At 66.8% G+C, this 21,365-nt stretch carries 27 protein-coding genes and 2 tRNA genes; 21 read left to right on the top strand and 8 right to left on the bottom strand.

Annotated elements, in window-relative coordinates; translation table 11 throughout:
* A complete protein-coding gene (locus RI032_RS15285; protein ID WP_322547222.1) occupies positions 1 to 723 on the bottom strand; it encodes a hypothetical protein in 723 nt (240 codons plus the stop codon).
* Positions 724 to 755: 32 nt separating this feature from the next.
* On the opposite strand from RI032_RS15285, the gene RI032_RS15280 reads away from it, so the two are divergent.
* From RI032_RS15280 to RI032_RS15245, 8 genes are read left to right on the top strand one after another with little or no spacing between them, the layout of a single operon-like run.
* The gene (locus RI032_RS15280) at positions 756 to 896 is read left to right on the top strand and encodes a hypothetical protein (protein ID WP_322547221.1); all 141 of its coding nucleotides are present in this window, start codon (positions 756 to 758) and stop codon (positions 894 to 896) included.
* The gene (locus RI032_RS15275; RefSeq protein WP_322547220.1) at positions 893 to 1,213 is read left to right on the top strand and encodes a hypothetical protein; all 321 of its coding nucleotides are present in this window, start codon (positions 893 to 895) and stop codon (positions 1,211 to 1,213) included. Before RI032_RS15280 ends, RI032_RS15275 begins: the two co-directional genes overlap by 4 nt.
* Positions 1,206 to 2,990 (top strand): DNA cytosine methyltransferase, encoded by a 1,785-nt coding sequence (locus tag RI032_RS15270; protein WP_322547219.1) that lies wholly within the window; start codon positions 1,206 to 1,208, stop codon positions 2,988 to 2,990. Before RI032_RS15275 ends, RI032_RS15270 begins: the two co-directional genes overlap by 8 nt.
* Entirely contained in the window at positions 2,987 to 3,322 is a 336-nt protein-coding gene (locus tag RI032_RS15265) for a hypothetical protein (protein ID WP_322547218.1), read from the top strand. Before RI032_RS15270 ends, RI032_RS15265 begins: the two co-directional genes overlap by 4 nt.
* A complete protein-coding gene (locus RI032_RS15260; RefSeq protein WP_322547217.1) occupies positions 3,319 to 3,987 on the top strand; it encodes a hypothetical protein in 669 nt (222 codons plus the stop codon). The genes RI032_RS15265 and RI032_RS15260 overlap by 4 nt, the downstream gene beginning before the upstream one ends.
* Positions 3,980 to 6,493 (top strand): DNA methyltransferase, encoded by a 2,514-nt coding sequence (locus RI032_RS15255; RefSeq protein WP_322547216.1) that lies wholly within the window; start codon positions 3,980 to 3,982, stop codon positions 6,491 to 6,493. The genes RI032_RS15260 and RI032_RS15255 overlap by 8 nt, the downstream gene beginning before the upstream one ends.
* Entirely contained in the window at positions 6,490 to 6,747 is a 258-nt protein-coding gene (locus tag RI032_RS15250) for a hypothetical protein (RefSeq protein ID WP_322547215.1), read from the top strand. The genes RI032_RS15255 and RI032_RS15250 overlap by 4 nt, the downstream gene beginning before the upstream one ends.
* Entirely contained in the window at positions 6,744 to 6,983 is a 240-nt protein-coding gene (locus RI032_RS15245; protein ID WP_164242564.1) for a helix-turn-helix transcriptional regulator, read from the top strand. Before RI032_RS15250 ends, RI032_RS15245 begins: the two co-directional genes overlap by 4 nt.
* A 161-nt stretch (positions 6,984 to 7,144) precedes the next feature.
* Here the strand turns inward: RI032_RS15245 and RI032_RS15240 are convergent, their stop codons facing one another.
* Positions 7,145 to 7,315 (bottom strand): hypothetical protein, encoded by a 171-nt coding sequence (locus RI032_RS15240; RefSeq protein WP_181390032.1) that lies wholly within the window; start codon positions 7,313 to 7,315, stop codon positions 7,145 to 7,147.
* A gap of 160 nt (positions 7,316 to 7,475) precedes the next feature.
* On the opposite strand from RI032_RS15240, the gene RI032_RS15235 reads away from it, so the two are divergent.
* Entirely contained in the window at positions 7,476 to 7,961 is a 486-nt protein-coding gene (locus tag RI032_RS15235) for a hypothetical protein (RefSeq protein WP_049455706.1), read from the top strand.
* A gap of 6 nt (positions 7,962 to 7,967) precedes the next feature.
* Here the strand turns inward: RI032_RS15235 and RI032_RS15230 are convergent, their stop codons facing one another.
* The gene (locus tag RI032_RS15230; RefSeq protein WP_043400854.1) at positions 7,968 to 8,729 is read right to left on the bottom strand and encodes an SDR family oxidoreductase; all 762 of its coding nucleotides are present in this window, start codon (positions 8,727 to 8,729) and stop codon (positions 7,968 to 7,970) included.
* A 132-nt stretch (positions 8,730 to 8,861) separates the two neighbouring features.
* Here RI032_RS15230 and RI032_RS15225 point away from each other — a divergent pair, with 132 nt between their 5' ends.
* Complete coding sequence (locus RI032_RS15225) at positions 8,862 to 9,704, top strand: bifunctional transcriptional activator/DNA repair enzyme AdaA (RefSeq protein WP_322547214.1); 843 nt, start codon at positions 8,862 to 8,864, stop codon at positions 9,702 to 9,704.
* 73 nt (positions 9,705 to 9,777) lie between these two features.
* Here RI032_RS15225 and RI032_RS15220 read toward each other — a convergent pair whose 3' ends face one another.
* The gene (locus tag RI032_RS15220) at positions 9,778 to 10,803 is read right to left on the bottom strand and encodes an NADP-dependent oxidoreductase (protein ID WP_313510822.1); all 1,026 of its coding nucleotides are present in this window, start codon (positions 10,801 to 10,803) and stop codon (positions 9,778 to 9,780) included.
* Between the two features lie 334 nt (positions 10,804 to 11,137).
* On the opposite strand from RI032_RS15220, the gene RI032_RS15215 reads away from it, so the two are divergent.
* The 7 genes from RI032_RS15215 (at position 11,138) to dxs (ending at position 17,836) form a co-directional block, all read left to right on the top strand.
* Positions 11,138 to 11,213: transfer RNA gene (locus RI032_RS15215), tRNA-Phe, on the top strand.
* A gap of 73 nt (positions 11,214 to 11,286) precedes the next feature.
* Positions 11,287 to 11,362, top strand: a tRNA-Phe gene (locus RI032_RS15210).
* Positions 11,363 to 11,523: 161 nt separating this feature from the next.
* The gene (locus tag RI032_RS15205; RefSeq protein WP_322547213.1) at positions 11,524 to 12,075 is read left to right on the top strand and encodes a lipocalin family protein; all 552 of its coding nucleotides are present in this window, start codon (positions 11,524 to 11,526) and stop codon (positions 12,073 to 12,075) included.
* 162 nt (positions 12,076 to 12,237) lie between these two features.
* Positions 12,238 to 12,714 (top strand): LEA/WHy family protein, encoded by a 477-nt coding sequence (locus RI032_RS15200; protein WP_010486516.1) that lies wholly within the window; start codon positions 12,238 to 12,240, stop codon positions 12,712 to 12,714.
* A gap of 65 nt (positions 12,715 to 12,779) precedes the next feature.
* Positions 12,780 to 14,570 carry an acyl-CoA dehydrogenase C-terminal domain-containing protein gene (locus RI032_RS15195; RefSeq protein ID WP_109815166.1) on the top strand — a complete coding sequence of 597 codons (1,791 nt, stop codon included), beginning with the start codon at positions 12,780 to 12,782 and terminating at the stop codon, positions 14,568 to 14,570.
* Between the two features lie 587 nt (positions 14,571 to 15,157).
* The gene (locus tag RI032_RS15190; protein WP_019336875.1) at positions 15,158 to 15,823 is read left to right on the top strand and encodes an HNH endonuclease; all 666 of its coding nucleotides are present in this window, start codon (positions 15,158 to 15,160) and stop codon (positions 15,821 to 15,823) included.
* 105 nt (positions 15,824 to 15,928) lie between these two features.
* Positions 15,929 to 17,836 (top strand): 1-deoxy-D-xylulose-5-phosphate synthase, encoded by a 1,908-nt coding sequence (gene dxs, locus RI032_RS15185; RefSeq protein ID WP_322547212.1) that lies wholly within the window; start codon positions 15,929 to 15,931, stop codon positions 17,834 to 17,836.
* A gap of 100 nt (positions 17,837 to 17,936) precedes the next feature.
* Here dxs and RI032_RS15180 read toward each other — a convergent pair whose 3' ends face one another.
* The 3 genes from RI032_RS15180 to RI032_RS15170 all read right to left on the bottom strand — a co-directional run bounded on the left by RI032_RS15180 (position 17,937) and on the right by RI032_RS15170 (position 19,210).
* Positions 17,937 to 18,140 carry a hypothetical protein gene (locus RI032_RS15180; protein WP_005417823.1) on the bottom strand — a complete coding sequence of 68 codons (204 nt, stop codon included), beginning with the start codon at positions 18,138 to 18,140 and terminating at the stop codon, positions 17,937 to 17,939.
* Between the two features lie 167 nt (positions 18,141 to 18,307).
* Positions 18,308 to 18,871 carry a DUF3011 domain-containing protein gene (locus tag RI032_RS15175; RefSeq protein ID WP_322547211.1) on the bottom strand — a complete coding sequence of 188 codons (564 nt, stop codon included), beginning with the start codon at positions 18,869 to 18,871 and terminating at the stop codon, positions 18,308 to 18,310.
* A 132-nt stretch (positions 18,872 to 19,003) separates the two neighbouring features.
* Positions 19,004 to 19,210, bottom strand: coding sequence for a hypothetical protein (locus RI032_RS15170; protein ID WP_010486505.1), 207 nt, complete (start codon positions 19,208 to 19,210; stop codon positions 19,004 to 19,006).
* 402 nt (positions 19,211 to 19,612) lie between these two features.
* On the opposite strand from RI032_RS15170, the gene RI032_RS15165 reads away from it, so the two are divergent.
* The 4 genes from RI032_RS15165 to RI032_RS15150 all read left to right on the top strand — a co-directional run bounded on the left by RI032_RS15165 (position 19,613) and on the right by RI032_RS15150 (position 21,138).
* Positions 19,613 to 19,885 (top strand): hypothetical protein, encoded by a 273-nt coding sequence (locus RI032_RS15165; protein WP_019336879.1) that lies wholly within the window; start codon positions 19,613 to 19,615, stop codon positions 19,883 to 19,885.
* 12 nt (positions 19,886 to 19,897) lie between these two features.
* Positions 19,898 to 20,131 carry a DUF1653 domain-containing protein gene (locus tag RI032_RS15160; protein ID WP_197599694.1) on the top strand — a complete coding sequence of 78 codons (234 nt, stop codon included), beginning with the start codon at positions 19,898 to 19,900 and terminating at the stop codon, positions 20,129 to 20,131.
* Positions 20,132 to 20,219: 88 nt separating this feature from the next.
* Entirely contained in the window at positions 20,220 to 20,792 is a 573-nt protein-coding gene (locus RI032_RS15155; protein ID WP_043401897.1) for a TetR/AcrR family transcriptional regulator, read from the top strand.
* Between the two features lie 13 nt (positions 20,793 to 20,805).
* Positions 20,806 to 21,138: an SMR family transporter gene (locus RI032_RS15150; RefSeq protein ID WP_005410423.1), complete on the top strand. Its 333-nt coding sequence runs from the start codon at positions 20,806 to 20,808 to the stop codon at positions 21,136 to 21,138.
* A 22-nt stretch (positions 21,139 to 21,160) separates the two neighbouring features.
* Here RI032_RS15150 and RI032_RS15145 read toward each other — a convergent pair whose 3' ends face one another.
* Positions 21,161 to 21,334, bottom strand: a complete 174-nt coding sequence (locus RI032_RS15145) for a DUF1328 domain-containing protein (protein ID WP_006380555.1) — start codon at positions 21,332 to 21,334, stop codon at positions 21,161 to 21,163.
* Between the last annotated feature and the right edge of the window lie 31 nt (positions 21,335 to 21,365).

The following is a 21,365-nucleotide window of genomic DNA, read 5'->3' as shown; positions in this document are numbered from 1 at the left end:
TCAGTCATCAGCCTTTTCAGAGAGCACAGAGCGGGCGCTGTCGAATGCCTCTTGGTAGCTCTGTTGCTCAACCCCGACGAACCGGCGGAAATCCCCTGCAAGGGTGATCGACATCAGCAGGAGCTCCGCAGTGTGCGCCCGAATTCTGGACAGGTCCTTTCTGTCGCCCTTGTAGGTGAACCTGGCGCCGCCCTGTGCCGGGCTGGCGAACTGGGCGCCACTCCGAGCTTCCACGCGACCAGCAACGGCATTCAGCGACTGGCACGCGCCGATCATCGTAGCGAGATCCGCGCCGAGCACGTCCGGCAGGTTATGGATTCGCTCTTGGGACCGCTCGGAGGAAGGCATCAGATTTTCCTGAGCTTCGCTCAAGGCCGATTTGAACACCGGAAGGTTTCGGATAGTCACGGGGCCGGACGTATCCATAGCCTGATTGAGCATCCGAAGGATCATCTCCAAACGACCTGGGAGGGAGGCCACTTCACTGAGAAGCAACCTCCCAAGAACTCGCGCCGTCTCTTCACGCAGCCTCACAGCCTCTCTCTGCTGTTGCTGGGCGATGTCCTTGGCGTCCTCTGCAATCTCGGTAGCTCGTTTGGAAGTTCGGTTTGCCGACACCGCTACGAGGATCGTTCCTGTAGCCGCCCCCAACCCCACCAGAACGGCAGCCCAGTCCGCCACGTTCCCCCAATCCACCGCGAGCGGGCATATCGCCATCGCCATTTCCCCCTGTCCATGTTGGAGCCGATTCTGCCATGACCTACATCCATCCGAACGACCGGGTCTACGCGCTGGAGCGCGCTCTGGCCGCCGCCGTCGTCCAGGGCGAGGACCGCAAGGTGCAGGACGACCTGCGCGAGATCCTGGCCGAAGCCCGCCGCGAGGCCCGGGGGTGAGCGGCCTGGTGCTGGTGCCGGCGCCGAAGGATCCGGGCGTACCGGCCCGCATGCGGCAGCCGACGAAGGACGCCTATCGCCAGTGGCTGACCCAGGCCAACGAGCGCATCGAGCAGCTGCAGGCCGAGGTGGCCGAGCTGCGCGCCGGCGGCAGCACCAGCACCACCCGGCCCGGGCTGGTCACCGACCTGGTCACCGCCGCCTCTGCCCTCGGGCACCACGAAACGCTGCGCAGCAGCAGCGACGAAACCATCGACTACTGGCGCACGCGCGTTGAGCAGCTGCGCGCCGAACTGAACGGAGAACACCATGGCTGACGGCTCCCGCGCCCCAGAGATCCGCGTTGCACGCAAGACCCGCCCGATGCTGGTGGCCGACCTGTTCTGCGGCGCCGGCGGCCTGTCCAACGGCACGGCCCGCGCCATGCGCCAGCTGGGCCTGCCGGTGCAGATGATCGGCGTGAACCACTGGCCGGTCGCCATCGAGACGAACCGCCGAAACCACAAGGAGCACGCCGACCGCATCCACTGCGCGGACCTGGAATCGGCTCTGCCGCTGACCATCGTCCCAGAGGGTCGCCTGGACCTGCTCACGGCTGCCCCGTCCTGCGTCTTCCACAGCCGCGCGCGCGGCGGCCGGCCGGTGCACGACCAGCAGCGCATGGACCCGTGGCACGTCGTGCGCTGGTGCACCGAGCTGCGCGTCGCCCGCGTGCTGGTGGAGAACGTGCCGGAGTTCATGGACTGGGGCCCGTGCAGCCTGGTCACCGGCCGGCCGATCAAGTCGCGCCGCGGCGAGTACTTCCGCGCGTGGGTTGCCGCCTTGGAGGCCGTGGGCTTCAAGGTGGACTGGAAGGTCGTCTGCTGCGCCGACTTCGGCGACCCGACCACCCGCCGCCGCTTCTTCCTGATCGGCCGCAGCGACGGCAAGCGGCTGTCCTGGCCGGAGTTCACGCACGATCGCGTGGGCGGTACCGACCTGCTGGGCAGCCGGCCGCGCTGGCGCGGTGCACGCGAGGTCATCGACTGGACCATGACCGGCAAGAGCATCTTCACCCGCACCAAGCCGCTGAAGCCGAACACCCTGCGCCGGATCCTTGCCGGCGCGGTGAAGTACAGCTGGCCCCGGCCCTACATTGATGCCGTGCAGGCCCTGCTCGATGGCCATGCCCCGAAGCTGGTTTTCACCCGCGCAGAGGCCGTGGCCTTGGGCCTGGTCAGCGCGGATCCGATGCTGGTCCACCTGCGTGGCACCAGCGAGCAGCACCTGCAGGCCACGGCGAAGTCCGCCGACGAGCCGCTGCCCACGCTCACCGCTGGCGGCAGCCACATTGGACTGGTGCTGGCCACCAGCAGCGGCGGTGCCGCGCGCGACCTCGACCAGCCCCTGCCGACCATCACCACTGGCGGCGCAGGTGCCGACCGCCCCGGCTGCGCACGTCCGCAGCTGGTGGAGCCGATCATCGTGCCTACGTCGAACACCAGTAGCGCCGGGGTGCCGCGCTCCGCCGCTGAGCCGATTCGCACGGTGACCACCGCCAAGGGCGGCGACCAGGCGCTGGCTGTGCCGCTGGTGGCCCAGTACTACGGCGCCACGGCCACCGCGCAATCCGTAGCTGAGCCGGTGCCGTCAGTGACCACCAAGGCCCGCTTCGGCTTGGCCGAGCCGGTGGTGATGCGCGGGAACGTTGGCACCGGCCGTACTGGCGACATGCGGCCGGCCAGCGAGCCCATGCCCACCATCACCTGCTCCGAATCCCTGGCTCTGGCCGAGCCGTTCACCATGCCGGTCACCCACCACGGCGGCGAGCGCGTGCGCGGCGTCGATGAGCCGCTGCCGACCATCACCGGTGCCAACCGGGGCGAACTGGGCCTGGCTGCAGCTGCAGCAGACGTGGCCGATGAGGTCCGCATCGACATCAACTACCGGATGCTGCACTGGCGCGAGCTGGCCCGGGCCACGTCGTTCGATGACGAGGGCGAGGTCTACGACTTCGCCGGCAACGCCACCGAGATCACTAAGCAGATCGGCAACGCGGTCCCGAACCGCACCGCGAAGGCGCTGGCCCTCGGCCTGATGAGGGACGCCGCATGAGCACCCGTCGCCAGCACGCCAACAACGGCATGGCCGCCGGTGGCCGGCCCATCCGCATTCCCCGCTCGGTCGACAGCGTGCGCGCGCACCTGAAGCGGCACCTGGTCGAGGAAGGCAAGCGCATGCAGGACCTGGCCGACGCCTGGGGCTGCTCGAAGCACAACGTCTACGACCTGTTCTACCGCGACCGGCCCATCTCCCCAAACCACATCGAGCTGGCCGCGAAGCTGCTGGGCTTGGACGAGTTCGACACCAACGAGCTGCGCCTGCTCGGTGCCCGCGAGGCCGGCTGGCAGATCGACCCCAACTTCCTTCTGGAGACGCACGCATGAACACCACGATGGCAGCAGGCGCCAGCGAGCGCCTGGACTCACAGATCGCCGATGCCCTGTTCGGGCAGCCGGGCATGAGCAAGATGGACGTGGCCAACCGGCTGCGGGAGCTGCGTGGCGATGGTGCACCGGTGCTGGCCAATGTCGGAAATCCGGTATCGCCCTCCCCGGCTGTCCTGGAGGATGCTCCCGAGATTGAGCAGCTGAGAAAGCTCGTATCCAGCATCCTCAGCACGGTTTCGCTGGGCTACCAGACCGGTCCCTACGCCTACGCGGGCGAGGACTTTGGGGGCTACCTGCGCGAGGCTGCCAGCAACTGCCGAACGATCATGCGGGGGCTGTCCGCCCTCGCCGCCCGCCAGCCGGTGGGGCAGGAGCTGAGGATGCTCGCCTATTCCACGCCGCTGCGCGAGGCGGCTTTTCGGGCGCTCGGGTTCATCGACCGGTCGAACGAGCATAGTGAATCCGCCTTCCACCAACTTCGGCGCGCCCTGCTCGATGACGCCGCCCCGCCCGCGCAGGCCGTGGACCTGGGGCAGTTCCGCTGGGCCGTCGAGCTTTCCCGACAGCACCATAGCCATGGATCTGCGCTCAATGAGCAGGTGATCGCCGAGTGCGACCGACTGCTGGCCCTGATCGACAGCAAGGCGGTGGGCAATGGCTGACCCCTACCGCGACTTCCTCGAGCGCAAGGTGCGTGTCGCTCCTTCGCTGGGCTTCGATGTGCAGCCGGAGGACGTATCCCCGATCCTGAAGCCCCACCAGCGCGACAGCGTGGTGTGGGCGTGCCAGGGCGGCCGGCGCGCACTGTTCCAGCGCTTCGGCCTGGGCAAGAGCTTGCAGCAGCTGGAGATCTGTAGGCTGGCCCGCCAGCACCAGGGCGGCGCGGTCGGTATCGTCATCCCGCTGGGTGTCCGGCAGGAGTTCCGCCGCGATGCGGCGATGCTGGGCATGGAGACCCGGTTCGTGCGCTCCAGCGGCGAGGTCGACCCCGAGTTCGACGGCGTGCACCTGACCAACTACGAATCCGTGCGCGACGGGAAGCTGGATCCCAACCTGTTCTCCGCGGCCAGCCTCGATGAGGCGTCGGTGCTGCGCAGCTTCGGGTCGAAGACCTACCAGCAGTTTTTGACCCTGTTCGATGACGTCCGGTACCGGTTCGTCGCCACCGCGACGCCGAGCCCGAACCGCTATAAGGAGCTGATCCATTACGCCGGCTTCCTGGGAGTCATGGACACCGGCCAGGCCCTGACCCGCTGGTTCAAGCGCGACAGCACCAAGGCGAACAACCTGACCCTGTACCCCCACAAGGAGCGCGAGTTCTGGCTGTGGGTGGCGAGCTGGGCCCTGTTCCTGCAGCGGCCGTCAGACCTGGGCTACAGCGATGAGGGGTATGACCTGCCCGCCCTGCAGGTGCACTTCCATGAGGTTCCGGTCGACCACGGCAGCGCCGGTACTGAACGGGACGGCCAGGCCAAGATGTTCCGCGATGCCGCGCTGGGGGTGATCGATGCCGCGCGCGAGAAGCGCGACACGCTGCCCGCGCGCGTGGCTGCGGTGCAGGAGATCGTCGGCGCCCGGCCGGACGACCACTGGCTGATCTGGCACGACCTCGAAGCCGAGCGCCACGCCATCGCTGCAGCGGTACCGGAGGCGGTCAGCATCTACGGCGACCAGGATCTGGATGAGCGCGAGGCGGCGGTGGTGGCCTTCAGCGACGGCGAGACCCGGATCCTGTCGGCAAAGCCGGTCATCGCCGGCAGCGGCTGCAACTTCCAGCGGCACTGCCACCTGGCCGTGTACGCCGGCATCGGCTTCAAATTCAACGATTTCATCCAGTCGATCCACCGTATCCAGCGGTACCAGCAGCAGCACGGCGTCGAGGTGTGGATCGTCCACGCTGAAAGCGAGCGCGAGGTGCTGGCCAGCCTCATGGAGAAGTGGAAGCGGCACGAACAGATGGTGGAGAAGATGAGCGAGATCATCCGGGAATACGGCCTGAGCAAGGCCGCCATGGCGCAGGTGCTGCAACGCTCGATCGGCGTGGAGCGGATCGAGGCCAGCGGCGAAGGCTGGACGGTGGCCAACAACGACTGCGTGCTGGAAGCGCGCGGCATGGCCGAGGACAGCGTCGACCTGATCGTGACCTCGATCCCCTTCGCCAACCACTACGAGTACAGCCCCAGCTACAACGACTTCGGGCACACCGACGACAACGCGCACTTCTGGGCCCAGATGGACCACCTGGCGCCGGAGCTGCTGCGCGTGCTGAAGCCGGGCCGGATCGCCGCCATCCACGTGAAGGACCGGATCCAGTTCGGCTCGGTCACCGGCGCGGGCGCCCCGACCGTGAGCCCCTTCCATGCCGAGACGATCTTCCACTACCGCCAGCACGGCTTCGACTACATGGGCCTGATCACCGTCGTCACGGACGTGGTGCGCGAGAACAACCAGACCTATCGCCTGGGCTGGTCGGAGCAATGCAAGGACGGCACGAAGATGGGCGCCGGCTCCCCGGAGTACATCGTGCTGCTGCGGAAGCCGCAGACCAACCGGTCGAAGGGCTATGCCGACGAGCCGGTGCGAAAGGAGAAGGCCGCCTACACCAGGGCGCGCTGGCAGGTCGACGCGCATGCGTTCTGGCGCTCCAGCGGCAACCGCCTGATGACCGCCGAGGAGCTGGCCAAGCTGGGCCCAGGCAAGCTGGCCAAGATCTTTACCCAGCACAGCCTGGCCGATGTCTACGACTACGAGGCCCACGTGCGCATCGGCGAGCAGCTGGAAGCACGCGGCGCGCTGCCCTCCGACTTCATGTCGCTGGCTCCCGGCAGCCACCACCCGGACGTGTGGCACGACGTGAACCGCATGCTGACGCTCAACGGCGACCAGACCAAGAAGGGCTTGGAGAACCACATCTGTCCTCTGCAGTTCGACATCGTGGACCGCCTGATCGAGCGTTACAGCAACCCGGGCGAACTTGTGTTCGACCCTTTCGGCGGCCTGTTCACCGTACCGTACCGCGCCCTGAAGCTGCGCCGGCGCGGCCGGGCTGCCGAGCTGTCCACCGGCTACTTCTTGGACGGTGTGAAGTACCTGCAGGCCGCCGAGCGGGAGATGTCGATGCCGGACCTGTTCGAGGGCCTGGAGCCGCACATGGATGAAGCGGCATGACCACCGACCTGCTGCAGGGCACCGACGTGCCCGACTTCCGCGAGGTGGGCCACGTGCTGGCCAGCCTATCAGGGGTCGACCTCGGCAAGGTCAGCAAGGCCGCCGTGCGCGCGTGGGAGGCGCGGGGCCTGGCCCTGATCGAACTCTCCCGAGGGGACCGGGCCGAAGCCGAGCGGATCATGGCCCCCGTATCGAAACGCCGCCGCCGCGGCACCAATCTGGCCGCCGCCGGCGCGCCGAAGGAGAAAGCATGAACGACCCCATCGCCCTGCCCCGCGTCCCCAACCTGCTCCGCCTGAAGGAGGTCAGCGCAAGGACCGGGCTGGCCAAGAACACCATCTACGACCGTATCCGCCGCGGCGAGTTTCCTGCGCAAATCGACCTCGGCGGCAACTGTTCGGCCTGGTCGGAGGACGAAATCAACGCATGGATTTTGTCCAAAATGGAGGCCCGCAACGTGGATGAGCGCGGCCTGCCGAAGGCAGCATGATGCGGGGGCATATCTGGGGGCATGTCACCGCCCCCACATCTCAAAACCCCTGCGCCACAATGGATTCGCCGCATAGCGGGATTCCCCTTGGCTCCACCACTATTCAGAAGAACCCGTAGATCTCCGCGATCTGCGGGTTTTTTCTTTTCAGCACCCGGGGCTCAGGCCGGCTCCTCACCGCCATCCTTGCGATGTGGACTGCGCGAGTGCCTATCGCGCACCTGTTGATCGCGCTGCCCCGGCCGCTGCTTGGCCACATCGTCCTGCTTCCTGTCCTGGCGGCTTTCCTGGATGCCCTGCTTCGGGTCCTGATCCTTGCCTCGCTCGTTCATTGAAATCTCCCACGCCGGCGGCGGGCCCACGTTGCCCACCACGCTAGAGGTTGCCGGGTAAGCCGCAGGTCAGTCCTGCGCCAACGTCATGTGCAGGCACTGGCTTGCCGCCACGGCCCCGCGCAGCCAGAATCCGGGGCACCACGCCCACCGGTATGCCATGCCCTCTTCTGCCCAGCACGCAGCCCACGCGTTGCCGATGCTCCTCGATGCGACCAAGGGCAGCATCCAGCTCGGCAACCTGCCGACGTTGATCTGCCCCACCCTGTCACTGGAGGAGGCGCGCATCGACTTTGCCACGCTGATGCGAGGAGAGCGCGATGTCGGCACCGGCTATCACTGGCTCAGCCTGCACCAGCTCAGTCTCGGCGGTGCGCCCGCTGGCATCAGCCTGTGCTTCCACGGGCAACAGCTCGACATGGTGACAATGGGCGTCGATCTACCCGGTGCAACGTTGGAAGACGGCTGGCCGACCCAGGCCGCGATCGATGCCGAAGTCGCCTTCATGCGCCGCACCCTGGGTGCGGCGCTGGGTCGCAAGCTGGCCGGCGGCCACGCCCGGTTCGGCTGGGGCGAAGCCTGGGCCCGTTTCGATCCGAAAGGCTTCATGGCCAGCAGCGGTATCCGCTACGCGCCACGCTCCTGACCCCGCTCAGGTACGTGTGATCGACACCCCACCTTCCACACGCATCGCGGTTCCGGTAACGAAACTGCTTTCATCGCTGGCCAGGAACAGCGCCGCGTTGGCGATCTCCTCCGGCTCGGCCATGCGCTTCAGTGCGTGCAGCGAGCGCACGAAGTCGCGGGCATCGCCGGTGGGTGCGGCCTGCCGCCCCATCTCGGTATCGGTGCCACCGGGCAGCAGCACGTTGCTGCGCACGCCGCGCGCGCCGTATTCGGCAGCGATCACCTGGCTCAGGCCGATCAACCCGGCCTTGCTCGACGCATAGGCCGCCATGCCCGGGAATCCCACGGTGTGGCCGACGAAGGTACCGACGAACACCAGCGAGCCGCCGCCGCGCGCCAGCAGTGCCGGCAACTGCGCGCGTGCCGCATGGAAGGCGGCATCCAGATTGGTCGCCATCACTTCGCGCCAGGCGTCCACCGGGAACTCCGCCGCCGGCACGCCCGGGCCAAGCATGCCGGCATTGTTGAGGGCGATATCCAGGCCGCCGAATGACTGCTGGGCCAGGTCGACCAGCGCCTGCGCCGTACCCGGGTCGGCCACGTCGGCGGCATGTACCACGGCTTCGCCACCGGCGGCGCGAATCTGCTCGGCCAGCGCCTGCAGCGGCTCCGGCCGCCGTGCGTTGAGCACCAGCTTTGCCCCTTCGGCAGCGAAGCGCAGGGCGCTGGCGCGGCCGATGCCGGCGCTGGCACCGGTGATGAGAGCGATCTTGTTGTTCAGGCGCATGGTCGTGGTACCGGTTGTGAAGTGGCCGCCACGATGCCGCGCCTCTCCCCTGCCAACACTCCGTTTCCGGGCCTGGCCCATCGGTGCAGGAAACGGAGTTTCCGCAGCACCGGCGCGTGCCAGAATCCGGCCATGGACAGTACCGCCACCACCGCCCTCGATGCCCGCGTCGAACGGGTCTGCCGCCACCTTCAAGCCAGCCACGACGAACCCTCGCTGCAGGAACTGGCCGGGATCGCGGGTTGCAGCCCAACCCGCCTGCATCGCCTTTTCAAGGAAGCAACCGGGTTGACCCCGAAGCAGTACGCTGCCGCGCTGCGCGCCGACCGCCTGCGCACCGGGCTGGAACAACAGGAACGCATCACCGACGCTTTCCACGATGCCGGCTTCGGCTCCAGCGGACGCTTCTACGAGAACGCACCGAAGTTGCTGGGCATGACTCCCAAGCAATGGCGCGCAGGTGGTCGCGGCGAAGTCATCCATTTCGCGCTTGCCGAAAGTTCACTGGGCAGCGTGCTGGTGGCCAGCAGTGCCACCGGCGTGGTCGCGATCCTGCTCGGCGACGATCCGGAGACGCTGCTGCAGTCATTGCAGCAACGCTTCCGCCAGGCCGAACTGGTCGGCGCCGACCAGGGCTATGAACAACTGGTGGCACAGGTGGTGGGCCTGGTCGAGGATCCCACGCGGGGCGCCGCGCTGCCGCTGGACATCCGCGGCACCGCGTTCCAGCAACGGGTATGGCAGGCGCTGCAGCAGATTCCGCGCGGGCAGACCGCGTCGTATGCGGATGTCGCCGCACGCATCGGCGCGCCCCGCTCGAGCCGTGCCGTAGCACGTGCATGCGCAAGCAACCCGCTGGCGGTGGCAGTTCCCTGCCACCGCGTCGTACGTCGCGATGGGGACCTGTCCGGCTATGCGTGGGGTGTAGCGCGCAAGCGCGAACTGCTGCGCCGGGAAAAGGCCTCGACTGCCTGACGTGGGTGCCGACCTTGGTCGGCACGCCCAGCTTCCGGTAGGTGCCGACCTTGGTCGGCACACCGCCAAGCCCTCAATCCAGCTTCACCACCAGCTTGCCGAAGTTGTGCCCCTTCAGCAGCCCGAAGAACGCCTCCGGCGCATTCTCCAGCCCTTCCACCACATCCTCGCGGTATTGGATGCGGCCTTCGCGCAGCCACTGCGGCATCTCGCGTTCGAAGTCCGGCCACAGGTGGTTGAAGTCGTGCACGATGAAACCGCGCACGGTCAGGCGCTGGCGCAGAATCTGGCTGAACAGTGCGGGCAACCGGTCCGGACCGGGCTGCTCGACGCCGCGCTCGTTGTAGGTGGCGATGGTGCCGCACACCGGAACGCGGGCGAAGTCGTTGAGCAGCGGCAGCACTGCATCCAGCACGTGCCCGCCCACGTTCTCGAAATACACGTCGATACCCGCAGGAACCGCTGCGCGCAGCTGCGCGGCGAAATCAGCGGCGCGATGATCCAGCGCCACGTCCACCCCCAACGTCTGCAGGTAAGCGCGCTTGGCTTCGCCACCGGCGATGGCGACCACGCGCGCGCCCTGCAGCTTGGCCAGCTGCGCCACGGTCGCACCCACCGGCCCGGTCGCGGCAGCCACCACCAATGTCTCGCCCGCCTTCAAACGGGCGATTTCATGCAGGCTGGAATAGGCGGTGAAGCCGGGCATGCCATATACCCCCAGCGCCGTACTCAGCGGCAGCCCGGCCGGATCCAGCCGGCGCCCCAGTGCCTTGGCCGGCAGCACCGCGTGGGTCTGCCAGCCACCCGGTGCCAGCACCAGCTCACCTGTGGCTACGCCCTCGGCGTTCGACTGCAACACCTCGGCCACGGTCTGCCCTTCCATCACCGCGCCCACCGCCACCGGCGCGGCGTACGACGGGCCCTCGTCCATGCGTCCCCGCATGTACGGGTCCAGCGACAGGTAGCGGTTGCGCAGCAGCACCTCGCCAGCGGCCAATGACGGCAACGCAACTTGTTCCAGGCGGAAATTGGCTGCACTTGGCGCCCCCTGCGGACGCGACGCAAGCACGATGCGGGAGGTGGTCGAGGAATCGGACATGGCCAGGTCTCTGCTGTTGCCAGCATCAGGAAAGGAGTGCCGACACTACGCCGCAGCCATCCCCGATGGCGGCCACGAAAACAGCGTTCCATGGACCGGCGCGGCACGGGGCCGGCGCAGCCCTTGCCCTTGCAGCTTTGTCGATCGCGGCGATCTGCTGATTTCCACCGCAGACGATGATCGACTGACCACGCCCCGCCCCAAGACGGAGGATCAAGCACTTGCGAGCGCGCAGACGGCAATGTGAAGAAATCTTGGCAAAACGCTTGCCGAAGGCAGCCGACCTCCGTAATATACGCGTCCTTGGCAGCGACCTCGCTGCAACGAAACATGTGGCCGAGTAGCTCAGTTGGTAGAGCAGGGGATTGAAAATCCCCGTGTCGGCGGTTCGATTCCGTCTTCGGCCACCACTTTCGAAGGCCTGCAGAAATGCGGGTCTTTTTTTTCCGGAAACCGGGTTTGATGACGGTTGCCACACAATTTGGCCGAGTAGCTCAGTTGGTAGAGCAGGGGATTGAAAATCCCCGTGTCGGCGGTTCGATTCCGTCTTCGGCCACCATCTTCAGAGACCTGCAGAAATGCAGGTCTTTTTTTGTCTGCGATCTGCGATCCCCCTCCTGGCCTCGATACATGCCAGCCCACCGCCGTCCGGTTGACGAAACATTTACACCGCCGCGCGCCGCGGCACCTACGCTCCAGACTCCTGCCTGGAGCCTGTCGATGCATCTGCGCCCCGCCCTGCTCGCCTGCCTGCTGCTGGCCGCCCTGCCGGTGATCGCCGCCGAGCCGGTGCGCGCGGTCGACACGCTGGACATCGATCGCTATGCCGGCCAGTGGCACGAGATCGCGCATCTTCCGGTGTCATTCCAGAAGCAGTGCGTCGGCGAAATCACCGCCAACTACGGGCTGCGCCGCGATGGCCGCATCAGTGTCACCAATGCCTGCCGCAACGGCGACGGGAAACGTGTGGTTGCTGAAGGGGTAGCACGCCCGGTTGCCGGCCATCCCGGCCAGCTGCAGGTGCGCTTCGTGCCGGACTGGCTGAGCTGGGTGCCACTGGTCTGGGCCGACTACTGGGTCCTGGCCCTGGACCCGGACTATCAGTGGGCGTTGGTCGGTGAACCGGACCGCAAGTACCTGTGGATTCTCTCGCGCCTGCCGGAAATGGATCGCGCCCGGTTCGAACAGCTGAAAGCCAAGGCCGAGACGATGGGGTACGACCTCGGCCCGCTGCGCCTGATGGCCCCGATTCGCGATACACCCGCCGACTGAACCGCCCGGCATCCAGCGCACCACGCGTGCGCCATCCGGCGCTGCGGACGCCCGGCCGCCATCTTCACGCGCTACCCTCTGCGACGGGTCGCCACAGGCGATCCAAACGACCATACGCCGTAGTATGCTTATCCAACGCACCCCTCCAGAGGACCTGCGCCCATGCTCCACCGCTTCCGTATCGCCTTGATCGTCCTGTGCACCCTCGCCCTTGTTGCCTGCAACAACGGCATCGTCAAGCGTGTTTCGGAACCGGCAGCCAGCCTGCAGCAGCTGACCGTGCGCGCCGACGGCAACTGGACCGTGGCCCTGCGCCTGCAGAACTACAGCTCCATGCCCATGACCTTCGATGACGTCGCGCTGGCGCTGACCGTGGGCGACAGCGACGCCGGCACCCTGCAGGCCAAGCCGGGCATCTCCATCGGCGGCACCTCGGCCGATGTCATCAATGTCGACCTGGTGCCCAGCTCGGCCGCACGCCTGGTGGTGGCCGACGCATTGGCCAGCAACCGCACCCTGGCTTACGGCCTGAAGGGAACGGTGGCGGCCACGCCGCAGGAAAAGAAGCAGCGCAGCTTCGACATCAGCAGCCGCAGCACCCTCAACCAGGCCCCGGGCCTGCCGGGCGTGCTGCGCTGACTCCCGCTTTCCGCCGCGGCGCCCGGCGCCGCTCCCCCTGTCCCTGATCAAATCGAGACGTACCGATGAGCAGCTACACCGCCCCGCTTTCCGACCTCCGTTTCGCCCTGCACGACGTGCTCAAGGTCGAGCCCCTGTTCGCCCGCCTGGGCTTCACCGACGCCACCGCCGACGTGGTCGATGCCGTGCTGGAAGAAGCCGGCCGCTTCAGCGCCACCGTGCTGGCCCCGCTCAACAGCGTCGGCGACGAGATCGGCTGCGTGCTCGACCAGGCCACCGGTGAAGTGACCACCCCGCCCGGCTTCAAGCAGGCCTACGACCAGTTCGTCGATGGCGGCTGGACCGGCCTGACCGCCTCGCCGGAGCTGGGCGGCCAGGGCCTGCCGCACACCCTGGGCGTGCCGCTCAACGAAATGATCAACGCCGCCAACCTGGCGTGGGGCAACTTCCCGCTGCTCTCGCACGGCGCCATCGAAGCGCTGAAGCAACACGGCGAAGCCTGGCAGCACGAAGCCTTCCTTAAGCCGCTGATCGAAGGCCGCTGGACCGGCACGATGTGCCTGACCGAGCCGCACTGCGGCACCGACCTGGGCCTGCTCAAGACCAAGGCCGAGCCGAATGCCGATGGCAGCTACGCGATCACCGGCACCAAGATCTTCATCACCGCCGGCGAGCACGACCTGACCGGCAACATCGTGCACCTGGTGCTGGCCAAGCTGCCTGACGCCCCTCCGGGCGCCAAGGGCATCTCGCTGTTCGTCACCCCCAAGTTCAAGGTTGACCGCGATGGCAACGTCGGCGAGCGCAATGCACTGCGCTGCGGCTCGATCGAGCACAAGATGGGCATCAAGGGTTCGGTCACCTGCGTGATGAACTTCGATGGTGCGCAGGGTTACCTGGTCGGCCAGCCGCACAAGGGCCTGCAGGCGATGTTCACCATGATGAACACCGCGCGTCTGGGTGTGGGCCTGCAGGGCATTGGCCTGTCCGAGCGCGCCTACCAGAACGCGCTGAAGTACAGCCGTGAGCGCCTGCAGTCGCGCGCCCTCAGCGGCGCCAGGTTCCCGGACAAGCCGGCCGACCCGATCCTGGTGCATCCGGACGTGCGCCGCATGCTGCTGACCGTGAAGTCACTGGTCGAAGGCAGCCGCCTGCTGGCCCTGCACGCTGCCACCCTGATCGATGTCGCCCACCATGCCGAGGATGCCGCCGAGCGCGAGCGCGCCGACACCCTGGTGAGCTTCCTCACCCCGATCTCCAAGGCCTGCCAGACCGAGTGGGGTATCGAGAACACCTACAACGCCCTGCAGTGCTTCGGTGGCCACGGCTACATCCGCGAGCACGGCATGGAGCAGCTGGCGCGCGACGCCCGCATCACCACGCTCTATGAAGGCACCACCGGCATCCAGGCACTGGACCTGATCGGCCGCAAGACCGCGTCCAGCCAGGGCGCCGGCCTGAAGCTGATGCTGGCCGAGATCGAAGCCTTCGCCAAGGAACACGAGGGCAACGAAGCGCTGGCCGAGTTCATCGGCCCGCTGCGCGCAAAGGCCACCGAATGGGGCAAGCTGACCCTGGACGTGCTGCAGCGCGCGGCCGCCAACCCGGACGAACTGGGTGCGGCCAGCTACGACTACCTGTTCTATTCGGGGTACGTGGTTCTGGCCTACTGGTGGGCCCGCAGCGTGGCCGCCGCCGATGCCAGCGCGCACGGCGCCGCCTTCGCCCAGAGCAAGCGCGAGACCGCGCGGTTCTACTTCGCCCGCGTGCTGCCGCGCACGCTCAGCCATGCCGCCGCCATCCAGGCCGGCGCCGCCCCGCTGATGGCGATGGACGACGAGCGCTTCGGCGCCTGAGCCGGGCTGCCGCGGTAGTGCCGGCCGCTGGCCGGCAACCGCAAAAGCAACAGCTGGATCCCGGTGGATGGCGGGGCGGTGTGGGCTGGCAGGACACGCCGTAAACCCCGCTCCGCGGTCCGGCCCAGCCGCTGGCGGCTGTGCGTTCGGGCGCTTGCGAAGCAGTGCTTCGCAAGCAAAGCACCCTCACCCTTGGGGGCTCGATGGCGCCTTGCTCGTGTGCGCTGTCCTGCGCACACGGCAAGACCGGGGTTGGGGCGTCCTGCCCAACCCGCCCGAGGCATGCCTCGGGCCCATGGCGCCAACGGTCCTGCCAACCCACACCTCCCCGCCTCTGACAGTTCCCCGCGATCTGCGTAGATCCACGTCATGCGTGGATGAAAACCACCGAAATCCATCTGGAGAAAAGCCCCCCTTTGTTAAGGGGGGCGCGCCGACGGCGCAGGGGATAGGAGGAATGCGTGGGCATCCCAACCCGCCATCGGCGGGCTGGGATGCGGAATGCGCGGACCTGAATCTTGCGATTTGGGTTTCGCCCACAGGGCGATACCCAAATCGCAATGATTCAGGTATAAGCTGTTCTCCCGATGGAGACAGACACTACACGCTTGGGTCTGATCGAAGCCGGAGCTCCGTTTTCTGCTCCGGGCGCCGAAGCATCGCCCAACGCCACGACGCTGCATCGCCCCGGTTCGGTCCGGCTGCTCTCGCTTGATGCCCACGGACGCGTACTGGACTGGATCACCTGGCAGGATGCGGCGTGCCTCTACGCCCGCGAAGCCGTCGCCTGGACACTCGGCGATCCCTGCCTGCACATCCACGGCGGCACAAACCGCTTCAGCGGCCTGCAAAGCGGCATGGACCTGCACCCGATCATCGCCGCCCGCGGCCACGCCCGCTCCCGCGCGATCGACCCGACGCCGAACCTGACCAACCCGGCCCTGTTCGCCCGCGACGCCCACCTGTGCATGTACTGCGGCCAGCAGTTCAACCGCCCCACCCTCACCCGCGACCACGTCATGCCGCTGTCCAAGGGCGGCCTGGACTGCTGGGAAAACGTGGTCACCGCCTGCTTCCACTGCAACTCGCGCAAGAGCGACCGCACCCCGCAGCAGGCCGGAATGCCACTGCTGGCGGTGCCCTACCGGCCCAGCTGGATCGAGCATCTGATCCTGTCCAACCGCAACATCCTGGCCGACCAGATGGCCTTCCTGAAGGCGCAATTGCCGAAGCGCTCAAAACTGAGCACCTGAATCGCCGAAAATGCAACCCTCACCGTCCTGTCACGGGCGGCGGCGTTTGCTTGCCCCACCCCCGTTTGAGGGCGAAAATGGGCGTTCAGAACAAGTGCGAACATGATGATCGACTCTGCCCGCTATCCCCGCCTCGCGCGCATCCAGACACCGGATGACCTGCGCACGTTCGACGAATCCGAATTGAGGGCGGTCGCCGACGAACTGCGTGCCTACCTCATCGAGTCGGTGGGCAAGAGCGGCGGCCACTTCGCCGCCGGTCTGGGCGTGATCGAACTCACCGTGGCCCTGCACTACCTGTACCAGACCCCGCAGGACCAGCTGGTCTGGGACGTCGGTCACCAGACCTACCCACACAAGATCCTGACCGGTCGCCGCGACGAGATCCACACCGTCAAGCAGAAGTACGGCGTGGCACCGTTCCCGAAGCGTGAAGAGAGCGAGTACGACACCTTCGGCGTCGGCCATTCGTCGACCTCGATCTCGGCCGCGCTCGGCATGGCCATCGCTCGCCAGTCCGAAGGCGACAACCGCCAGGTCGTTGCGGTGATCGGTGACGGTGCGATGACCGCCGGCATGGCCTTCGAAGCGCTGATGCACGCCGGCGGCATGGAGCCGGAACCGAATCTGCTGGTGATCCTCAACGACAACAACATGTCGATCTCCGAGGCGGTCGGCGGCCTGACCAAGATGCTCGGCCGTGCTACCGGCAGCCGCACGCTCAATGCACTGCGCGAAGGCGGCAAGAAGATCCTCGGCGACAAGAAGAACAACCCGGCGCGCTTCGTGAAGCGCTGGGAAGAACACTGGAAGGGCATGTTCGTGCCGTCCACGATGTTCGAGGAAATGGGTTTCCACTACACCGGCCCGATCGACGGCCACGACATGCCCGCCCTGCTGTCCACGCTGAAGACGCTGCGCGCCTCCAAGGGCCCGAAGCTGCTGCACGTGATGACGACAAAGGGCAAGGGCTACGAGCCGGCCGAAGGCGATCAGATCGGCTACCACGCGGTGGGTCCGTTCGATCCGGACAAGGGCCTGGTGGCCAAGGCTGGCGCCAAGAAGCCCACCTATACCGACGTGTTCAGCGACTGGCTGTGCGATGCCGCCGCCGCCGAGCCGCGCCTGTACGGCATCACCCCGGCGATGCGCGAAGGCTCCGGCCTGGTGCGTTTCAGCAAGGAGTACCCGCAGCGCTACTTCGACGTGGCGATTGCCGAACAGCACGCGGTCACGCTGGCCGCCGGCATGGCGACCCAGGGGGGCAAGCCGGTGGTGGCGATCTATTCGACCTTCCTGCAGCGCGCGTACGACCAGCTGGTACATGACGTGGCCATCCAGGACCTGGATGTTCTGTTCGCCATTGACCGCGCCGGTGTGGTCGGCCCGGACGGTGCGACCCATGCCGGCAACCTCGACCTGAGCTTCCTGCGCTGCGTTCCGAACATGGTGGTGATGGCGCCATCCAATGAGGCCGAGTGCCGGCAGATGCTCAGCACCGGCCTGCAGCACCCGGGCCCAGCCGCCGTGCGCTATCCGCGCGGCACCGGCACCGGCGTGGCTGCCGGCACCGACCTGTCCACCCTGCCGATCGGCAAGGGCGAGTTGCGCCTGCAGGGCAGTCGTATCGCCCTGCTCGCCTTCGGCAGCACCGTGGCCGCCGCCGAACAGGTTGGCCGCGAACTGGGCCTGAGCGTGGTCAACATGCGCTTCATCAAGCCGCTGGACCGCGAGCTGGTGCTGGCTGTCGCCGCCCAGCACGAGGGGCTGGTGACGATCGAAGACAACGTGGTGGCCGGTGGCGCCGGCTCCGGCGTCGGTGAGCTGCTCAATGCCGAAGGCGTGCTGCGCCCGATCCTGCACCTGGGCCTGCCCGACAGCTACCAGCACCACGCCAGCCGCGAGGACCTGCTGGCCGAAGCCGGCATCGACGCCGCAGGCATCCGCGCGGCCGTACTCAAGCGCTGGCCGCAGCTGGCTGCCGGGACCCCGCCGCTCAGCGCGGCAGGCTGAGACCGGTCACCACCCAGTGGATCCACGCATGGCGTGGATCCACTGCGGAACAGGGGTCGATCCACGCCATGCGTGGGGACAGATCAGGGAGCCCCAGCCCTCAGCCGTAGCTGACCGCTTCCACGAACGCGCCGCTGGCCTCCACCCGCACCGCAGCGCGCTGCCCGGTGTCGACGAAGTGGAGGCGTGCAAGGGTTTCAGCGAAATCGTAGGCCCGGGCACCATCGCGGAACTCGATCGGTTCCGGCCGGTCCGGGTGCAGCACGCGCCATTGGCGTTGCTCGCATTGCAGGCGGATCAACATGCAGCTCACTCCTTGAGGCAGCGTATCGACGGTGGCGGGACGGGCGTGCCGGTTACGGCAGACTTCATCGCGGCGGATCAGGGGCACGCAGAGGTGCCCTGATCGCAGAAGATACGACGTTCAAAATGTGAGCTGTATCAGATTATTCTGATTTTCGAGGCGCGTGCTCAATTCACCTGGAACTGCGCCCGGCAACCGTCGCTGACCCAGATGCCACGGCGGTCCCAGCCCCAGGTCTGGCCCTCGATGCAGGCGCTGCGTGAATCCTGGCGGACCAGGCGCACACCACGACGGATGCGCGCATCGCAGTACTCCTGGCGATGACCGTTGGAATGGCAGGTGATCACCTCACCCCCACCCCAGCCATTGCCACCATTGCCCCAGCCGTTGCCATGGCCACCACCCCAGCCACCGCCGCGGCGGTACTCGCCAACGAACTCGGCACGACAGCCCTGGGTAACCCAGACACCGTAGCGCGATTGTCCCCAGGTCTCGCCTTCCACGCACGGCGAGCCCGACAACTGGCGGATCATCCGGGCACGGCCTTCCAGGCGACATTCATTGCTGCGGTTCTTGATCGATTCGCAGCGTACGATGCCGCTGCCATCACGACCGCCGTAGCGATCATCTTCATAACCGTAACCATAGCTCTGCGCCTGCGCGCCGCCCGCGGCCGCCAGCATTGGCAGCAGGGTGCAGGCCAGGGTGCGCCAGGTGAGTGCCTTGCCCATCGGGATCTCCGGATGAATACGATGGCGCAAGCATCGGAGATTCGTGGCGCGGCGCACAGGGGGGCGCCCCACGGCGGTTTTTTCCCCATTCAAACAACTCAACCGTGGCTGACTGCGCCTCAGCCGGTGGTGTCAACTTCCGACGTGGAGTGCGTCCACCGAATTGCCGAGCGCCTCGACCCGTACCGTGCTGCGCTGGCCGGTACGGCGGTGGTGCTCCAGGGCCCGCGCCGCAGCGACATCGAAAGCCTCGGCGCCCCGTGCATAACGGGTGGCGTCATGCGCCTGCGGATCCAGTACGGACCAGTGCCGGGCGTTGCATTGAACGGTAATGACCATTGGAAGACTCCTGCGGAATGAAGGCACGTCGGCAGCGGAAGGCGCTGAGTGCCGGTACACCATCAGGCTAGCGAGCACCTCCGGGATGGCCTATCAGATTTGTACGAAAATGCCGCGCCGGACTGTCAGACCGCCCCGCCCTCACATCCCTGAGGCCGTTTAGTGAATCCCTTTCGTGACCCTTGTCACGGAGTTGACAGAGCTTCACACTACCGTCACCAACAGGGGCCCCTTCCACATGCGCACCTTCTTCTCGCAGCAGCGTTCGACGTTGCTGAAGTTCTACTTCGTGGCCAGCTATCTGGTGCTGATCGAGGAACTGATCCGCGCCGCCCTGCACTGAGCACTTGCTGCCATTTTTCCTGCGGCCGACACTGTTGCTTTAGGCACGGAGCTCCGCCGATGAAATCCCTTCTTCTGATTCCCGCGCTACTGGTCCTGGTCGCCTGCGCCAGCCCGGACAAGGCACCCACGCACGCCGAAGCGACAGCCACGCCGGTGGTCGGCGGTGATCGCGATGCGCATGGCTGCATCGGTTCGGCCGGCTACCAGTGGTGCGAGCACAGCCAGCGTTGCGAACGCCCGTGGGAACTGGCGCAGGCACAGGGCCTGGCCAACACCGCCGAAGCCATCAACGCCTATTGCGCAAAGCCGGCCAGCCCGGCGCGCAAGTGAGTCGCGCCCACCATGGCTGAGCTGAGTCCGCTCCCCCCCCTGGCCCCGGGCCGCTACCGCCACTTCAAGGGCGGCGAGTACGAAGTGCTGGACATCGTCCGCAGCAGCGAGACCCTGCAGCCGATGGTGCTGTACCGCGCGTTGTATGGCGAAGGCGGCCTGTGGGTACGCCCGTACGCCATGTTCGTCGAGCAGGTGCCCGGCGAGCACGGACCGCAACCACGTTTCGCCCGCGTCGACGCATGACGGTTCCGCTGCCGGTCCAGGCCGGCAGCGCGCGGCAACACAGCGGGCCTGCGCTACAATCGTACCGTCCAGTCGGTTTCTTCCCGCCATGTCCGCATCCCCCTCCCGTTCGCGCCGCAAGGCGCCCGACAGCGTGCGCCAGTCACTGCTGCAGGCCACCATTGAAGTGATCGGCCGTAACGGCCTGGCCGCGCTGACCGTGCAGGACGTCGCGCAGGCCGCTGGTGTCAGCAAGGGTGCGTTGTTCCATCATTTCAGCAGCAAGCAGGCACTGGTGGATGAAGCCGTCGGAGCGCTCATCGGCGAGTTCGAAACGCGGGTACGCGCCCTGCTGCAGGAGAATCCCGAAGGCCATGGCCGTTTCAGCCGCGCCTATGTGCAGGCCAATTTCGAGCATCTGCTGCAGCAGGAGCAGGACAACGACATCGGCCTGACCCTCGGCAACCTGATGGAACCGGCCCTGCTCGCGCATTGGCGCACCTGGAAGCGTGCGATGCTGGCCGAATTCGCCGGCGAAGCCAACGATCCCCGGCTGTACGCGGCGCGCTGCGCTGCCGATGGCTACTGGGCCACGGCCTATGGGCGTCCGCTGGACGAGGAGGAACGTGCCAACGCATTGGCCATGGCCGAGCAGGCCCTGAAACTGTGCGACCCGCAGTGAGCTGGAGCGCGCAATGAATCCCTACCTCTACCTTGCTGCCGCCATCGTGCTGGAAGTGATTGCCACATCACTGCTGAAGGCATCCGACGGCATGAGCCGGCTGGCGCCGACGCTGGGCGCGCTGGTCGGCTACGGGCTGTGCTTCTACCTGTTGTCGATGACCATGAAGTCGATCCCGACCGGCATCGCCTACGCGATCTGGTCCGGCGTCGGCATCGTGCTGATCTCGCTGATCGGGCTGGTCGTGTTCAAGCAGCGCCTGGATGCACCCGCGTTGATCGGCATCGGCCTGATCTGCGCCGGTGTACTGGTGATCAATCTGTTCTCGCGCAGCAGCGCACACTGAGCACGCTGCTGCGCGATCAACGCTAGCTGACCTTCTTCGCTACGGTCATGCCGAGCAGGAACAGCACCACGGCGATGATGATGCCGGCCCAGAACAGGAACTTGGCGATGCCGACCGCGGCACCGGCAATGCCACCGAAGCCGAGCACGCCCGCAATGACGCCGATGATGGCGAAGATGATGGCCCACTTGATCATGTCAAACCTTTCCCCGCAGGGACTGCGTACT

Source organism: Stenotrophomonas geniculata, assembly GCF_034508895.1.
GTDB lineage: Bacteria > Pseudomonadota > Gammaproteobacteria > Xanthomonadales > Xanthomonadaceae > Stenotrophomonas > Stenotrophomonas geniculata.
This window is presented reverse-complemented; position numbering and strand designations above follow the sequence as displayed.

What these genes read in the sequence shown, in the direction of transcription:
- RI032_RS15285 (WP_322547222.1), bottom strand. Translation starts at nt 723, where the DNA reads ATGGCGATGGCGATATGCCCGCTCGCGGTGGATTGGGGGAACGTGGCG.
- RI032_RS15280 (WP_322547221.1), top strand. Translation starts at nt 756, where the DNA reads ATGACCTACATCCATCCGAACGACCGGGTCTACGCGCTGGAGCGCGCT.
- RI032_RS15270 (WP_322547219.1), top strand. Translation starts at nt 1,206, where the DNA reads ATGGCTGACGGCTCCCGCGCCCCAGAGATCCGCGTTGCACGCAAGACC.
- RI032_RS15265 (WP_322547218.1), top strand. Translation starts at nt 2,987, where the DNA reads ATGAGCACCCGTCGCCAGCACGCCAACAACGGCATGGCCGCCGGTGGC.
- RI032_RS15260 (WP_322547217.1), top strand. Translation starts at nt 3,319, where the DNA reads ATGAACACCACGATGGCAGCAGGCGCCAGCGAGCGCCTGGACTCACAG.
- RI032_RS15255 (WP_322547216.1), top strand. Translation starts at nt 3,980, where the DNA reads ATGGCTGACCCCTACCGCGACTTCCTCGAGCGCAAGGTGCGTGTCGCT.
- RI032_RS15250 (WP_322547215.1), top strand. Translation starts at nt 6,490, where the DNA reads ATGACCACCGACCTGCTGCAGGGCACCGACGTGCCCGACTTCCGCGAG.
- RI032_RS15245 (WP_164242564.1), top strand. Translation starts at nt 6,744, where the DNA reads ATGAACGACCCCATCGCCCTGCCCCGCGTCCCCAACCTGCTCCGCCTG.
- RI032_RS15240 (WP_181390032.1), bottom strand. Translation starts at nt 7,315, where the DNA reads ATGAACGAGCGAGGCAAGGATCAGGACCCGAAGCAGGGCATCCAGGAA.
- RI032_RS15235 (WP_049455706.1), top strand. Translation starts at nt 7,476, where the DNA reads ATGCCCTCTTCTGCCCAGCACGCAGCCCACGCGTTGCCGATGCTCCTC.
- RI032_RS15230 (WP_043400854.1), bottom strand. Translation starts at nt 8,729, where the DNA reads ATGCGCCTGAACAACAAGATCGCTCTCATCACCGGTGCCAGCGCCGGC.
- RI032_RS15225 (WP_322547214.1), top strand. Translation starts at nt 8,862, where the DNA reads ATGGACAGTACCGCCACCACCGCCCTCGATGCCCGCGTCGAACGGGTC.
- RI032_RS15220 (WP_313510822.1), bottom strand. Translation starts at nt 10,803, where the DNA reads ATGTCCGATTCCTCGACCACCTCCCGCATCGTGCTTGCGTCGCGTCCG.
- RI032_RS15205 (WP_322547213.1), top strand. Translation starts at nt 11,524, where the DNA reads ATGCATCTGCGCCCCGCCCTGCTCGCCTGCCTGCTGCTGGCCGCCCTG.
- RI032_RS15200 (WP_010486516.1), top strand. Translation starts at nt 12,238, where the DNA reads ATGCTCCACCGCTTCCGTATCGCCTTGATCGTCCTGTGCACCCTCGCC.
- RI032_RS15195 (WP_109815166.1), top strand. Translation starts at nt 12,780, where the DNA reads ATGAGCAGCTACACCGCCCCGCTTTCCGACCTCCGTTTCGCCCTGCAC.
- RI032_RS15190 (WP_019336875.1), top strand. Translation starts at nt 15,158, where the DNA reads ATGGAGACAGACACTACACGCTTGGGTCTGATCGAAGCCGGAGCTCCG.
- dxs (WP_322547212.1), top strand. Translation starts at nt 15,929, where the DNA reads ATGATCGACTCTGCCCGCTATCCCCGCCTCGCGCGCATCCAGACACCG.
- RI032_RS15180 (WP_005417823.1), bottom strand. Translation starts at nt 18,140, where the DNA reads ATGTTGATCCGCCTGCAATGCGAGCAACGCCAATGGCGCGTGCTGCAC.
- RI032_RS15175 (WP_322547211.1), bottom strand. Translation starts at nt 18,871, where the DNA reads ATGGGCAAGGCACTCACCTGGCGCACCCTGGCCTGCACCCTGCTGCCA.
- RI032_RS15170 (WP_010486505.1), bottom strand. Translation starts at nt 19,210, where the DNA reads ATGGTCATTACCGTTCAATGCAACGCCCGGCACTGGTCCGTACTGGAT.
- RI032_RS15165 (WP_019336879.1), top strand. Translation starts at nt 19,613, where the DNA reads ATGAAATCCCTTCTTCTGATTCCCGCGCTACTGGTCCTGGTCGCCTGC.
- RI032_RS15160 (WP_197599694.1), top strand. Translation starts at nt 19,898, where the DNA reads ATGGCTGAGCTGAGTCCGCTCCCCCCCCTGGCCCCGGGCCGCTACCGC.
- RI032_RS15155 (WP_043401897.1), top strand. Translation starts at nt 20,220, where the DNA reads ATGTCCGCATCCCCCTCCCGTTCGCGCCGCAAGGCGCCCGACAGCGTG.
- RI032_RS15150 (WP_005410423.1), top strand. Translation starts at nt 20,806, where the DNA reads ATGAATCCCTACCTCTACCTTGCTGCCGCCATCGTGCTGGAAGTGATT.
- RI032_RS15145 (WP_006380555.1), bottom strand. Translation starts at nt 21,334, where the DNA reads ATGATCAAGTGGGCCATCATCTTCGCCATCATCGGCGTCATTGCGGGC.